The sequence below is a fragment of the Flavobacterium wongokense genome (assembly GCF_021608265.1).
Lineage (GTDB): Bacteria > Bacteroidota > Bacteroidia > Flavobacteriales > Flavobacteriaceae > Flavobacterium > Flavobacterium wongokense.
The window spans coordinates 62,401-77,012 of record NZ_JAKIHP010000001.1 but is presented as its reverse complement, the minus strand read 5'-3'; the positions used below and the strand labels follow the sequence as shown (position 1 = coordinate 77,012).

14 protein-coding genes are annotated in these 14,612 nt (G+C 39.4%); 1 reads left to right on the top strand and 13 read right to left on the bottom strand.

What is annotated here, in order from left to right; genetic code table 11:
• Window positions 1-141: 141 nt before the first annotated feature.
• The 3 genes from L1S31_RS00335 to L1S31_RS00325 are packed head-to-tail and all read right to left on the bottom strand — an operon-like array spanning window position 142 to window position 6,711.
• Window positions 142-3,999: a DUF7619 domain-containing protein gene (locus L1S31_RS00335; RefSeq protein WP_236460093.1), complete on the bottom strand. Its 3,858-nt coding sequence runs from the start codon at window positions 3,997-3,999 to the stop codon at window positions 142-144.
• Between the two features lie 19 nt (window positions 4,000-4,018).
• Window positions 4,019-4,780 carry a LytR/AlgR family response regulator transcription factor gene (locus L1S31_RS00330; protein ID WP_236460076.1) on the bottom strand — a complete coding sequence of 254 codons (762 nt, stop codon included), beginning with the start codon at window positions 4,778-4,780 and terminating at the stop codon, window positions 4,019-4,021.
• Complete coding sequence (locus tag L1S31_RS00325; RefSeq protein ID WP_236460075.1) at window positions 4,777-6,711, bottom strand: tetratricopeptide repeat-containing sensor histidine kinase; 1,935 nt, start codon at window positions 6,709-6,711, stop codon at window positions 4,777-4,779. The genes L1S31_RS00330 and L1S31_RS00325 overlap by 4 nt, the downstream gene beginning before the upstream one ends.
• Before the next feature lie 202 nt (window positions 6,712-6,913).
• On the opposite strand from L1S31_RS00325, the gene L1S31_RS00320 reads away from it, so the two are divergent.
• Entirely contained in the window at window positions 6,914-8,785 is a 1,872-nt protein-coding gene (locus tag L1S31_RS00320) for an alpha-amylase family glycosyl hydrolase (protein WP_370637780.1), read from the top strand.
• Window positions 8,786-8,821: 36 nt separating this feature from the next.
• Here L1S31_RS00320 and L1S31_RS00315 read toward each other — a convergent pair whose 3' ends face one another.
• The 10 genes from L1S31_RS00315 to L1S31_RS00270 all read right to left on the bottom strand — a co-directional run bounded on the left by L1S31_RS00315 (window position 8,822) and on the right by L1S31_RS00270 (window position 14,598).
• A complete protein-coding gene (locus L1S31_RS00315; protein WP_236460074.1) occupies window positions 8,822-9,247 on the bottom strand; it encodes an SRPBCC domain-containing protein in 426 nt (141 codons plus the stop codon).
• Between the two features lie 76 nt (window positions 9,248-9,323).
• The gene (locus tag L1S31_RS00310; protein WP_236460073.1) at window positions 9,324-9,737 is read right to left on the bottom strand and encodes an arsenate reductase ArsC; all 414 of its coding nucleotides are present in this window, start codon (window positions 9,735-9,737) and stop codon (window positions 9,324-9,326) included.
• Window positions 9,738-9,856: 119 nt separating this feature from the next.
• Window positions 9,857-10,315 (bottom strand): DUF6428 family protein, encoded by a 459-nt coding sequence (locus L1S31_RS00305; RefSeq protein ID WP_236460072.1) that lies wholly within the window; start codon window positions 10,313-10,315, stop codon window positions 9,857-9,859.
• A gap of 15 nt (window positions 10,316-10,330) precedes the next feature.
• A complete protein-coding gene (locus L1S31_RS00300; protein ID WP_236460071.1) occupies window positions 10,331-10,663 on the bottom strand; it encodes an ArsR/SmtB family transcription factor in 333 nt (110 codons plus the stop codon).
• A 132-nt stretch (window positions 10,664-10,795) separates the two neighbouring features.
• A complete protein-coding gene (locus L1S31_RS00295; RefSeq protein ID WP_236460070.1) occupies window positions 10,796-11,488 on the bottom strand; it encodes a hypothetical protein in 693 nt (230 codons plus the stop codon).
• A gap of 360 nt (window positions 11,489-11,848) precedes the next feature.
• The gene (locus L1S31_RS00290; protein ID WP_236460069.1) at window positions 11,849-12,277 is read right to left on the bottom strand and encodes a hypothetical protein; all 429 of its coding nucleotides are present in this window, start codon (window positions 12,275-12,277) and stop codon (window positions 11,849-11,851) included.
• An 83-nt stretch (window positions 12,278-12,360) separates the two neighbouring features.
• Window positions 12,361-12,825, bottom strand: a complete 465-nt coding sequence (locus L1S31_RS00285) for a hypothetical protein (RefSeq protein ID WP_236460068.1) — start codon at window positions 12,823-12,825, stop codon at window positions 12,361-12,363.
• A gap of 81 nt (window positions 12,826-12,906) precedes the next feature.
• The gene (locus L1S31_RS00280) at window positions 12,907-13,383 is read right to left on the bottom strand and encodes a VOC family protein (protein WP_236460067.1); all 477 of its coding nucleotides are present in this window, start codon (window positions 13,381-13,383) and stop codon (window positions 12,907-12,909) included.
• A gap of 14 nt (window positions 13,384-13,397) precedes the next feature.
• Entirely contained in the window at window positions 13,398-13,964 is a 567-nt protein-coding gene (locus tag L1S31_RS00275; protein WP_236460066.1) for a hypothetical protein, read from the bottom strand.
• Window positions 13,965-14,220: 256 nt separating this feature from the next.
• Window positions 14,221-14,598: a nuclear transport factor 2 family protein gene (locus L1S31_RS00270; protein ID WP_236460065.1), complete on the bottom strand. Its 378-nt coding sequence runs from the start codon at window positions 14,596-14,598 to the stop codon at window positions 14,221-14,223.
• Window positions 14,599-14,612 lie beyond the last annotated feature (14 nt).

The window sequence follows — 14,612 nt, the reverse complement described above, 5'->3', positions numbered from 1 at the left end:
ATTTTTTTTGAGCTGGTGCTCTCTGGTGGACAAATTTATGAAATTAGGAACAATGATAAGGCTTATTAAGAATAATTTATTATAAAGCAAAAGCGCAAACCGTTTTCTGGCCTGCGCTTTTTTCACTCAATTAACTAAATTTTATTGTTTAACTACTTTTTCAACCTTGCTTCCTTTTTCGGTTTTGATTTTCAGGAAGTAAATGCCATTCGATTTGTTTGAAATATCCAGTTTGGTAAAACTGGCTGTTTCGAAATGCCTTTCCAGGATTCTTCCCTGAACATCATACAGTTCAATGGATTCGATAGCAAAATCACTCGCTATGTTGATCATTGAATTTGTTGGATTAGGATAGATTTTAACGCTGTTATCAAATTCAAATATTGGATTGCTCAACTCGACGAAAGTCGTTTCGGCATCTGTGGTCTGAACCGGTGCATTGTAATCAAAATAGATTCCGGCCCTTTGGATAACTGTTTCATTAGGATTAATGGTTCCTTTCGTTTTTATCTTGAACAAAACATCTCCGTGGCCACCAACAGGAGGATTTCCGGATCGTGGCGCCAAATTGATGCCCTGAAAGACAAATTCAACAACATTATCGATTATTCTGGTATAGGAATCATAAGAAGTACTAAGAACCTGAAGTGTCGCAAGATCATATTTGTCTGTGTCAATCACATCCCTAACCACAACATTTTCTGCCTGGTAATTTCCGGTGTTTTCAAAATTTACCACATAGTGTAAATAGTTCCCAATCTCTGTTGGAGAAACCGTATCTCCTTCAAGGCAGGTAATATCATTTGGGTCAAACGAACCCACCACTGTCTGATTGTATGCAAATGTATTATCGGAAGGATTTTCATCACCGGCACTAGGTGTTATAGATGCTGTAAAGTGTATCACATCATCGATATTGACAGCTGGCGGGGCATTTATCGTAAATACAAGGTTAATTGTCCTGCTTTCAAAAGGCAACAGGCTGGTATAAGCCCAATCTAAATTATTAGGAGTCTGTGTGTCGACAGCCGGAATGGCTGTGGTAAGATCCATTTTTGCATCTTCGAACGCAAGCGTAACATTGCCTGACAGAACCTGATTCCCTTTGTTTTTGTAGGTCAGTTTATAAGTGGCGTCAAAACCAGGCCTAGCTGGGCTTACCGGACTTAAAACTATTTCTACATCAGAATGTACTCCATTGGCAGACAAACAAAAACTTTGGTTACTGATATTATTATTGTTATCCGAAAAGTTAATTGAGGCACTTGCCGGTGAGATGTTAAAAGCTGCCGCATTTTCTATGTTTGGAAAAAGGGTATAATTCCCGGAGTCAGCATAAAAGGTACAAGTTCCGTTTGTGTTGGTAAAAGCCGAGCCTGTTCCTTCAGGGCCTGAAAAATCTACCCGAATGTTTGGATGTAACGGGTCATTTAGGTTACAGCCGTTGTTGTTTCCGTCAAAAATTGTGGTACCAATGACAGTATTGTGTGGACCGCCAGGACTGAAAGTACAATAAGAGTTGCTGACAGTAGTTGTCATTCCTAAACCATTTAGCGTAGACTGTATTGAGGCAAGTTGCGCTTCATCCGCACATATATAAGTTAAAGAAGGATTATCGTTTAGCCTTAAAATCGTTTCATTACTACCGTTTTTCATAAATACCTCAGTCAGAAGTGGATTGTTTTGGAACCATAAAGCATGGAGGTTATCCATATTGCTTACGTCTAGCGTTGTAATCAGGTTATCGTTGCAATAAACGCCGTAAAGACGGGGATTATGACTCAAATCAAGAGCTGTCATGCCGTTATTGGCACAAGCTAAAGACCATAGTTCCGGTACTGTACTTAAATCTATTGTTGTAAGCGAATTGGAACTGCAATCCAACCTGCTAAGAATTGGCTGATGACTCAAATCGAGTGTCGTCAGATGGTTTTGGACGCATTGAAGTGTCGAAAGATGCGTTAGATTGCTGATATCAAGTGTTGTTAAATCGTTGGTATCGCAGTTAAGTACTTGAAGTTGGGTTAATGGGCTTACATCAATGGTTGTCATATGGTTTCCGCCACATTGCAATGAAAAAAGATTCGGAAGCTGGCTAAAATCGAGATTTGGTACTTGGTTATTGTTGTAACTTAAATAATAGAGGTTGGACATATTGGTCAAATCAAGTGTCGTAAGCTGGTTGTTATCACAGGATAAATCAGTTATTAAGGTCAATCCGTCAAGATTCAGCGTGGTAAGCGCATTGGAATTGCAGGCAAGCTTTCTTAAATTGGGCATCGTTGAAAGATTCAGTGTACTGATGTTATTATAGGAGCAATCCAAATCGGTTATATTTACCAAGCCGACCATATTTAGGTTTTCCAACTGGTTATACGAATAGTTCAAATTGGTTAGGCTGGTCAATCCTACCAAGTCCAAACTAGTTAACAGATTATGGGAACAGTCTAAATTAGTCAAATGGATAAGGTTGTTAATAGTAAGAGCCGCAATATTATTTTTGGAGCATTTCAAATCTTCCAGTTGCGTCAGGTGATTTACCGATAATGAAGAAAGCATATTGCCATGAGCACCTACGACATTGTCAAAACCATAATTGGAACAGTCAAAATATTTAAGGTTTGTTAAACCACTCAAATCAATTGAAGAAATTTGATTCCCATTGATGTCTACCGTGGTATGGTTGCAAAAATCCAGGTATTCCAAAGCTGTCAAACCGCTAATGTTTAGCGCGGTAAGTTTGTTATTGTTGACGTCCAAATGCTTTAGGTTTGCAGTTCCACTTAAATTCAGTGAAGTCAACAGGTTTTGTCCAACGTTCAAATAAGTCAGATTAGGCAAGTTGCTTAAATTCAAACTGGTAAGTTTATTACCGGCACAAATCAATTCGCTAAGTCCGTTAAGTCCATTTAGGGTTAAACTGGCAAGCTGGTTGTATTGCGGACAATACAATGTTTTAATGGCCGTCGGACCAACTCCGTTTACCGTCAGGCTGGTAATAATGTTGTCGTATGGAGGGACAATTGCGACATAAGCATTAGAATTGAAACCAGATAGGTTTAAAGTGAAAGTGCTTGCCGGTGAGGTTAAATTTAGGTTCTCAAGATTTGGGAAGCCATTAAAAGTCATTTCCGAATTCGACCCGATATATTGTGCATAAGTCAGGGCAGTTAATCCATTTCCATTGATTATTACATTGTTCGGCAGGTAATTACATTCCAGATAATTAAGGTTTGAAAGGCCATTCAAGTTTAATGTGGCAAAGCTGTTTTCACCACAGCCTAATCGGGTAAGCGCAGTATTGCCGCTGAGGTCAAGACTTGTCAACTGATTGTAATAGCAATAAAGCTGAGTAAGGCTCGGCACGTTGCTTACATCAAGGCTGGTAAGCAGGTTGTGGTCGCATTGCAACACCGCAAAACTCGTCAAATTAGCCAGGCTGAGGTTTGAGATCAGGTTGTCATTGCAGGATAATTGCGCAAGATTTGCTAAGCCATTGATGGTTAATGCCTGGATATTGTTATGGCTGCAGTCTAAAAATGTAAGCTGTGGCGTACCAGTTACATCTATATTACTAAGCTGATTATAAGAGCAAAAAAGTAGCGAAAGATTGGATGCTCCCGTTAAATTCAGCGATGTCAGCTGGTTTCGGCTACAAGTTAATTGAGTAAGCGCAGGCAATCCGCTAACATCAAGGGAGTTGAGCGAATTGTAGCTGCAATCCAAACGCGTGAGGTTCGTAAACTCCGAAATCCCGGATAGGTTCGTGATGCCCGATCCCCTGACATTTAGTTGGGTAACGAAAGACGCTTCCCATACCTCAATTTCTCCATCCTGATTCAAATCAACCCTTATTTGGTTTCCAAAAGAATCCATAGCGGTCGGATTGTTATAATCCGCAAGCAGCAACGTGGATTTGAAAGCAAAATCAGGAAAATCGATAAATTGGGCGTTTACCATTCCGGTAACCAGCAGTATAAAGGGTAATAGTTTCTTCATGATTTCTATATTTTTTTTCTTAAAAGTTCTTAATTAGTTCCTGTAGTTTTTCCTTTTTGCTTTGCGCGATGGGAATGTTGGTATTGTCTGCCATAACAACATAACCGCCATCCGATTTTATATAGGATTTCAGATAGGAAAGGTTAATCAAATGGGATTGATGTATACGTTCAAAACCATGTTCGGTCAGCATTTCCTCAAATTCCTTGAGCGTTCTCGAAATCAATAACGGTTTATGGTTTTTGATAAAGAACTCGGTATAATTCACTTTGGCCTCACAGCGAATGATGTCCGAAACGTCAAAAAGATGGATTCCGTCGCTGGTTGAAAGTGCAATCCGTTTGAAATTATCCACTTTTTTGCGGATGTTTTCCAACAGCAGGTCAATGTGTTCAAACGAACTGTTTTTGCCCACAGCTTCCTTGATTTTGGCAATGGTGTTTTGCAATTCCTCAGGGTCAACGGGCTTTAGTATAAAGTCAAGCGCGCTAAATTTAAAAGCCTTTACCGCATATTGTTCATGGGCCGTAATAAACACAATATGGGCATTCGTTTTTCCTTTGGTTTTGGTCAATTGTTCCAAAATGTCAAATCCGGTTCCGTCGGCCAAATGGATATCCAGGAACAACACCTGTGGCTGTAGTTTTCCCAAAAGAGCAACGCCTGTTTTTACGCTTTCGGCTTCGCCAATGATATTGATTTCATTGGTATAACGTTCCAAAAGAGCTTTCAGTCCTGTCCTTAAATGCTTGTCGTCGTCAATTAATACTGCTGTTATCATTGTATGTATTGTATTGGTAATCGTAGTGTAACCCTAGTTCCTACAACCGTGTTGTTTTCTTCTAATTCCCTAATGTCAATCTGTGCCGATTTGGATATGGTGGCTTCCATGATTTCTAATCTTTTCCTGGTAATTTCCAGCGCCATCGATTTGTGTGCCTTCATCGAATTTTCCTTGATGGCAGCCGATTTTGTAATTCCGATTCCGTTGTCCGAAATGGTACAAACCAACTGGCCGTTTTCTACATCAAAATCAACATAAATCACTCCGTTTCCTTCTTTGGGAACCAAACCGTGCAATATGGCATTTTCTACAAATGGCTGGATTAACAAGGGTGGAAGTCCCATATTGAATTCTACTTTTTCACTTGATGCAATCCTAAAGTCAAATTTGTCATGGAAGCGCAGTTGTTCCAATTCAAGGTAATTTTGCAGGCTTTCAATTTCCTTGTCAATCGGGATTAGGGGGTCTTTGGAATACTCCAAAGTCAAACGCATCAGTTTGGAGAATTTTGACAGGTATTTCAATGCCGAATCTGTTCCGTTCTGTACGATGAAGCTTGAAATTGACCCCAAACAATTAAAGACAAAATGCGGATTCATCTGAAGGTGCAATGCTTTCTGCTCGTATTCGGCCACTTCTTTCTGTAATGTCAATCGGCGTTTTACCTGCTGCCTGTTGATTAAAAGGAAAATCAAACCAATAACCAACAGCGTTCCCACTATTGAAAATACCAATAATAAATTCTGGCGTTTGTTCTTTTCCTGAAATAAGGCTTCCTTTTTCTGATATTCGAAATCCATTTCGGCGCGATCAAATTTTTTGGTGCTCTCCATGGTATTAAGGCTGTCTCGTGCAATGACGTAATTTTTGTAATGCTGCAACGCAAGGTCGGGTTGGTTTTGGATATTGTATAGGTCACTCACCAATTTTTCCGAATGATAGATTTGGTCTAATGCTCCAATTTCATTTGCATACTCCAAAGATTGTGAAGCCAACGGCATAGCCTGAGCGTATTTTCCCTGATTGAAATAAAGCGTTCCAAGATTGTACAAGGCCAATGATGCTCCAAATTTGTTCTGGATGCTTTGGTACATTTCCAGCGCCTTTTTGTAATAGGCTTCGGCTTTCGCAGGTTCACTTTTTTTGATGTAATAATCACCCCAATAATTTTGCAGTAGTGCAGATCCTCTTGTGTTTTCAATGGTTTTGAAGAGTTTTTCCGCTTTGGAATAATACGAATAAGCCTGTGGCAGTTTATTGTCTTCAAAATAGATTACCCCAATGTTCGTCAATGTTACCGGCATGGTCTGCTCGCCAATCTCTTCCTGGATTTTCAATGCCTTTTTAAAATACTCCAGCGCTTTGGCATTGTTCCCTCTCGATTTATAGATGATTCCGATATTGTTGTAGGACTTGGAAATACTGACCTTATTATTGATTTTCTGATAGAGTTTGAGCCCGTTCTGATAATTGTCCAAGGACTCATAATAATTGCCTTCCTGAGAAAAAATCACACCTAAGCTCGAATAACATCTGGCCAAACCATAAATATAGGTTTTGTTGTCTTCATCATCCTTTAGCAGAGATTCAAAAATGGCCTTCGCTTTCGCGAATTGCTTTTTGGCTTCGGGATAATCCCCTACGATGATATTTGCATTCCCCTTATTAATGGCAGCATTTGCAAGGCCATCGTTATACTTAATTTTTCTTGCGAAAACCTCTGCTTTAGAAGCATAATAAAAAGAAGAATCTGTATAGCTTTCCTTTAATTCAAATGCAAGCTGGTTGTAGATGTTTACTTTGGCAGTATCCGTTTTGGCCACCTTATAAACCCTTTTCAGGCTGTCGATAACAGTTTGCTGAGACCAAACAGTATGACCTATAAATAATAGGAAGCTATAAAGGATTATTTTGAATGCCGTTTTCAAGACTATTTGATTTTAATTTCTGTAACAAATATATAAGCATTATTCAGTAAAAATTCAACCAATTTTTATTCTGTGGATTTTACTTATTAATACGTGGCTTTTGCCTATTATTTGATTTTCGCCTGTAATTATAATAATAAAAGATACTATATTCAGTATATTTGTAGCTATGGCTTATTGAACCAAAAGCCTATCGTATAGTATGAAAACAAGTTTAACATTAGCACTGGTAATGGGTTGTTTTATTTTCAATACAACCACTGCCCAAAAAAAGACTTCTATGAGTGCCAACGCCAAACCAACCAATACACCTAAAAAAGATGTGGTTTACCAGGTTTTTACCCGTTTATTCGGAAACAAGAATACCACTAATAAACCTTGGGGAACCATTGAGGAAAACGGAGTTGGGAAGTTCAATGACTTTACAGATACTGCTTTGCAGGAAATCAAAAAATTGGGAGTCACTTATATCTGGTACACCGGAGTTCCGCATCACGATGTTATCCGCGATTATACCAAATACGGAATTTCCAATGACGATCCCGATGTGGTAAAAGGCCGTGCAGGCTCACCGTATGCGGTTAAGGATTATTATAATGTGAATCCCGATTTGGCCGTAAATCCCGCAAGAAGGCTCGAAGAATTTGAAGGCCTCATCAAAAGAACACACAACAACGGACTCAAAGTCATCATCGATATTGTTCCCAATCACATTGCCCGCAATTACCACAGTTTGAGCAACCCGAAAGGCGTAACCGATTTTGGTGCAGAAGACAACACTTCTGTTGAATATGCCCGTAACAATAACTTCTATTATATTCCGGGGAAAGCTTTTGAAGTGCCAACTTCGGATAGTTACAAACCTTTAAATGGAGAAAAAAATCCTTTGATTGATGGTAAATTCAATGAGTTTCCGGCAAAATGGACCGGCAATGGTTCACGCCAGGCAAAACCTGATATCAATGACTGGTATGAAACGGTAAAAGTAAACTATGGCATAAAACCTGATGGTTCCAAAGATTTTCCGGAACTTCCTGCAGGTTATGATGAGAAGGATTATAAAGCCCATTATGCTTTTTGGCAGGATAAGGATGTGCCAAGTTCGTGGAAAAAATTCCGTGACATTGCCTTGTATTGGACCGCAAAGGGCGTAGACGGCTTTCGTTATGACATGGCAGAAATGGTTCCTTATGAATTTTGGAGTTATATGAATTCGGCAATCAAGATGAAAAACCCAAAAGCATTTTTGATGGCTGAGGTTTATAATCCGAAGGAATACAGGAATTATATCAAGCTTGGTAAAATGGATTACCTGTACGACAAGGTGGAAACTTATGACCATCTGAAAGCAGTAATCCAAGGAAAAGTAATGCCCGATCCGCTTTCGGACATACAAAAGGGAATGGCAGACATTGAGCACCACATGCTGCACTTTCTGGATAACCATGACGAACAACGTCTAGCCAGCCCGGACTTTGCAGGTACACCAGAAAAAGGAAAGCCTATGATGGTGGTCTCGGCAACGATTAGTTCTTCGCCAACAATGATTTATTTCGGACAGGAAGTAGGAGAGGAAGGAGCTGTTGACGGCGGTTTCGGAAAACCAACACGGACTTCAATATTTGATTATGTAGGCGTTCCCAATCACCAGCGTTGGATGAATGGTGGCAAATTTGACGGCGGCAAGTTAACAGCCAGCGAAAAGCAACTGCGTGATTTTTACAAACGCTTATTGAACTTTACCTTAAAAAGCGATGCATTAATGGGTAAATTCCAGGAAATACAAACGGTAAACCGGGAAAACACACTTCATTACGATCCGGGAATGTATTCTTATGTTCGTTGGTCCGACAAGGAAAAATTAATCATTGTGGTGAATTTCTCGTGGGTGACTACCAGCAGTTTCGAATTAAAAGTCCCAGCCGATGTAATTGCGGCCTGGAAAATAAAGGATGGTCTATACGATGTGAAAGACCAGCTTTACGGAAGTAAGGCCCAGCTTAAGGTTACCGATGGAAAAGGAACGATACAGCTCACGGTAAAACCAAGCGAGAGCCTCATATTCAAAATCTAATAATAGGAACCCTTTCAGAAACGAAAGGGTTTTGTTTTATAATTCATGCTCCACAACTTCCTTTAAACCTTTGAGGATTTTATCCCAACCTTTAACAGAACGGGTATATCTTTTTTCGGAGCCATCTTCGGGGCCTACGTCATCGGTTATGGAAACGGTTGTGACTCCTTTTTCATAAGTTAAGGTATCGGTAACTATGGATTCCCCAGAGGTTTTCGAATTCTTTAATGAATATTTTAAGAGTTTTCCAGGTTCGGCCTCAATGATTTTTCCTTTTAATTCAAATTTGAAAAAGAATAAAAAGGTTCCTTTGAAAGTAATCGGGTTTCCCGGCTTCCAGTTGGAATGGACTTCGCATTTAAAGAAATATTTTTTTGTTTTTTCCGGATTGGTCAGTGCGTCCCAAACAGCTTCGGGCGTTGCCCTGATGGCTATTTTCTTTTTGACTATGTACTCTTTCATGGCAATGGTATTTTACACTAAGGTAAAAACAAAGCCGCTTTATCGAGTTACAATTTTGTTTGACATTGTTATATATCTATAAGTTCTGCGTGGCAAAATCTGAGCAATATGCTTTTATTAAATTCCTCACTTTTCGAAACTCTTCAAAAACTTCGTCATCATTTCCTAGTGCCTTTGCCGGGTCGGGAAAATTATGATGGAATTTTTTAGCCTTGGTTGGAAAAAACGGGCAGTTTTCTTTTGCATTATCACAAACGGTAATCACAAAATCAAAATCAATATTATAGTACTCATCAATATTATTTGAAGTATGGTTTGAAATGTCGATGCCGTCTTCTTTCATGATGGCAATTGCTTTTGGGTTCACTCCGTGCGTTTCAACGCCTGCACTGTAAATCTTGGCTTTGCTGCCTGTAAAATGCCTTAAATAGCCTTCGGCAATCTGACTTCGACAGCTGTTTCCTGTACAAAGGACAAGTACTTTCTTCATCTTAAACAAATAACCAAATTATATTGATAACGCAAAACTTGGGGTCGAAACCAAATAGCAACTGAAGTACCACAACCGATGTTGTTATGACAATTGGCTTCTTGTATTTGGTAAAAAAATTAACAGCAATTTCCATCGGGAGCACAACAAGGAGTTTCTAAATCGGATAAATGGTGTTTTGGTTGTGGAACGCCGCAGTTTTCTTTTGCAAGGCAGGCTGTGGCTTTAGAAAGCAGGATAAAACTTTTTCCATCAAAACCCAAATCATATTTTCCAATGGTTTCCGATTGATACTCGACTTCAATTTCCAAATCTTCCATTTCCAGAACCTTTTCAGAAAGCGCAATTATTTTCTGCAGTTTTCCGGGTTTAAGCCGGTGCTCATAATCATTGGCATCCCAAAGCTGGAAGTTCGCCACCTTTTCTTTTCTTTCTGTTCCACCGCAATCGATAAAGTGTTTTGTGATTACCCCAACTTCGGTAACGTGGAAATGCTCGGGAACAAAAGTTCCGTTTTCCAATTTGAAATCTACAGTTTCTGCAGTTTCCAGGACTTTTTTAATTTCTGATAGTTTCATGATGATATATTTTAATTAACAACAACTGTATTTCTTTTTCATTAAACTGGTCGAGATTACTGAAAAATAAGATTTGAGCGTTTCCAAAGCATTTTGGTCGATGCAGTAACAAATCGCATTTCCTTCGATATTCCCTTTAATCAATCCCGCATTTTTGAGCTCCTTAAGATGTTGCGATACGGTAGGCTGGGCGAGAGGCAGTACATTTACAATGTCGCCACAAATGCAGCTATCCACACTCATCAGGTATTCAATAATGGCAACCCGAGCAGGATGTCCTAAGGCTTTTGCCAAAACGGCAATCTGATTTTGGGTTTCGGTAAAGTGATCTGTTTTGGTTGCTCCCATTTGTGATATTTTTATATTGCAATATTACGATATAGTTTTTAACTGCAAAACAAAAACATAATTTTTTTTGAAAAAAGAAAACCCTCTCATCGCTGAAAGGGTTTCATTGCATTAAAATAATTTTATCCATATTTAAGAAGCTAAAGGTTCTGGAGTTTCCTCTTCTCCGCTGATGGTGTTGTACAATACGTAGTCATTAAACTTGGCTACGTCTGTAGTTTCCCAGATAGACTGCCCTGTATTGGTGTAGCTTACCAAGGTAGTATAAATGGCATTACCTGCTTCCACACGGTCTTCCTGCTCGATGTCGCGGTTACCAATCTGCATTTTCATGTCTACAATCAGGTTGGTGAAATCTTCTGCTAAAATAGTAAGTGCGTTAAGCATTCCTATTGTCACGCCATTTGCGGTAAGTGCAGGCATCATCTCGGTTGCTACACGCACCACTCGTTTCGCAGTGATGATTAAATCGGAATCTGATTGATGCGCGAGTTCATCGGTACCAAACTTTTTATATTTGGGTGTGCCAAACATGTATACTAAGGTTACCCTTGCCATAATGTCCCTGATTGCGTTTCGGACTTCTTCGCCCTTAGCATCCTTGTTTGCCGTTACATTGGTTTGGTTGCCCAATGCCTCTACATCGGTTAAACGTTCTGAGAAAGCAATTATGCTGTCTTTCAAATCGGTTACCAATTGTGGCGTTATTCCATACAATTCAAACTCAGGTTTGTCTCTTTGCATGTAAGCCACTTTTTCCAACCCTTTCGTTACTAGGGTTCCATCCGAAAAATTGTAAAGTCGGATTACGTCTTTTTTTCTCATGATTTCTATTTTTTAAGTTATTAATATTGAAATCGATAAGCCAAACTTTATGCCAATAATACTTACAAAAAACTTAAGGTTAGCTTAAGATTAGTATTACAAGCAGTTAGAAGCTCAATTGAAGGATATAGATGCTGAAAAGAGGCTGTCCGATGAACTGATAGACTCGTCCGATGATTGAATTTTATCTTAAGAAGCAAAGCCGAGCTATTCCGAAAAGTGATTGAGGCTCTCAGAAGTAAGAAAGATGGAGTCCGAAGCATGCCCGCGAGAGTCCGAAGCTCGTTCGAGGGCTGGGAGGGGTTGGAAATGCTGAAAAGTTGGTTTTTTGATTAAAGCCTGGATTGAGCTAATAATCGATTATTCATATTGGTATTTCTTGCCACCATCCTGAACTTCAATTTTGACGATGTCATTAAAAGGTATTTTGCTTTTCAAGCCTAATATCCTAGATTTTTCACCTTTCAGCGTATCGTTCTCCAAGGTAACGGTATCCAGGTAGAGGATTTTACGCTTGCCATCCTTGAGGGTTACGCGCATTTCCACCGATGGGGAATTTTCCATAAACGAAAGCTGACCGTTTTTATCATACACATTCAGGTACTTTAAACTGTTGGCTTTATACTCAATTTTAGAAAATGGTGTAAGCGGATTGTTGACTTTTACATCCTTAAGCGTGTTGGCATTGCTTTCTATAAGTTGTTTTTTGAATTTTTCAGGCTCAATGGTGTAGGTTTTGCAGGATGCCATTAATAGGACTAAGGCGAGTAAGGATAGTTTGGTTTTCATTTATTTTTCTGCTGAATTTTTGCGGTGTAAATATAGAAGGTTTTTGTTGGAAATAATATCGATTAAAAACTGTTTGCGAACCTTTATTTGTATTCTTCAAGAACTGAATAGGCAGACATCCCTGAAAAGGGAATGGCTGCAAAAACCCGATGCTCGAGGATTTCTACGATTTTAATTAGTTGGGAGAATTCCTTTTTTAAGTAGGTTTCTTTTAAGCCGCTTCCTACGGAGAAATACATTTTCTGTGTGTTTTTTGCATAAAAGAAAGCTATTTCATTGTTTTCGGGTTTATGTGTCATTGCCTTGTAACCAATGATGCCGTCTTCAATATAAAAAACCTTAAAAATTATTTTATCTAGTTTAACCGACTTTTCCAAACCTAGTTGTACTGGAGTTAAATCCATTTTAACAACTGAAATGGATCCCTCATTTGACAAAGTGTCTATTTTGATACTTTTTAAATTTTCATATTTGTCGGCTTTTTTTTGACTATAGGTTTGTACCGATAAAAAAAGGATTAGGACTGCCAGTAAGTATTTGTTCTTCATATTTCAATCGTTTAAACTTATCGATATGCAATTACTGCTTAATTTTTTTGTGAATATTTGTTGAGGACTCTTTTATGTTTATCATTTTTCCAAAACATCCTTTACATCCTTAGTTCCCAGCTGTTCAGCCAGGCCAATCAGTATTCCTTCAGGTCCGCGGATGTAGCAGAGTTTATAGATGTCGGCATAATTAACCACTTCGCCCACTAGTTCGGCGCCTTTCTTATAAAGCCTTTCCAGTAGCTCGTCGAGGTTGGTTACTGCAAACATTACGCGCAAATAGCCCAGTGCATTTACAGGAGCATTGCGGTGGTCGGCAATTACATCTGGACTTATGAAACGGGAAAGCTCTAACCTGCTGTTTCCGTCGGGAGTAATCATCATCGCGACTTCAACATTTTGATTGCCCAATCCGGTAACGCTTCCTGCCCATTCTCCGGCAACATTGGCACGCCCTTCGAGCGTCATGCCAAGCTCTTCAAAAAAAGCGATGGCTTCATCAAGGGATTCCACGACGATGCCGACATTGTCCATACGGACTAATTTATTTTTTGCCATTGTTTTAAAATCATTTATTCCTTAGCGCCTTTTTCCTTTACATACCAGGCAAACCACAAGGATACTATTGCCCAGCCCAATATCATGTCGAATACGGTTGATTTTACGTAATGCCATGGGAAATCCCACCAGTTCATTTCGGTAAGGGTGCATTCGAGCAAGGCAAATAATGAAAATGCCATGGAAACGCCAAACCGTTTTCCAAACGAATTGAAGCCACCTGAGAATATTACGAAAGCAACAAGTAGGCAGGCAAGCAAAGAATATAGAAAGCCTTTGAGCATGTAGGAAGGATCCATTCCCGTCATTTGGGTATGGTAAAAAACCATAGCCCAGGGTTTACCCATGCCTTCCTTCATAAGTTTTTCATTTTGGGCCTCGGCATCGGGAGCATTTAGGTCGGCGGAAGGCATCATATAAGCACCGTTTTCAGAAAGATTGCTGTTGAGAGCCTGCATAATGGGAGCCTGGTTAGGTGTGTATTTGCTGAAATCATTGTGGAATCCACCCATCCACGTAATGGTTTGATAGACAAAAAAAATGAGGGCGCCAATAAAGCCGCCGAGGATTACTTTTTTCATATTATGTTTATTTATTGGTTAGTGACAGCAAGATAAGAATTTTATTTTCTTTTGCCTTGATGCAAAAGAAACAAAAAATCAAGGCTTTGAATCTTTGGCGGTCAAATCCATTCTCGAATTCTAAATGAAAAGAACTCACTCGTTTGACAACGAGTTCAGACAGCTTTTCATTTTTACGAATTCTTCGAATATTTGACACTCGCCTGCCAGATTCTAAGGCCATGACACTCTCATTTAGAAAAGATACGATAGGAATTTAGCCTTTAACATACGCCAGTTTCTCCGAAACTTTGCCGTCAACAACCTTAAAAACGTCTACACCTCGAATGTGCCATGGTTTTCCTTCTTTGGTTTTGCGGTAAATCCACCTTACGGTACAGCGGTCACCGGCAGCAAAAATGTCTTCGGCTTCAAAAAAGGCATCGGGATTGGAAGCAAAGAATTTTTCCCAAAACGCCCTAATAGCAACAGCGCCTTCAAAACGGGTTCCATCGGGCATTGGGCTGGTATTTTCAAACAGGCAGTCTTCAGTCATAAAACGCATAACGCCATCTACATCGTGACGGTTGAAAGCTTCGTTGAAATTTTCAACTACAGCCAAAGTCAGCGCGGTTGTTTTTTCGTAATCATTCATCGGTTTTGCTTTTA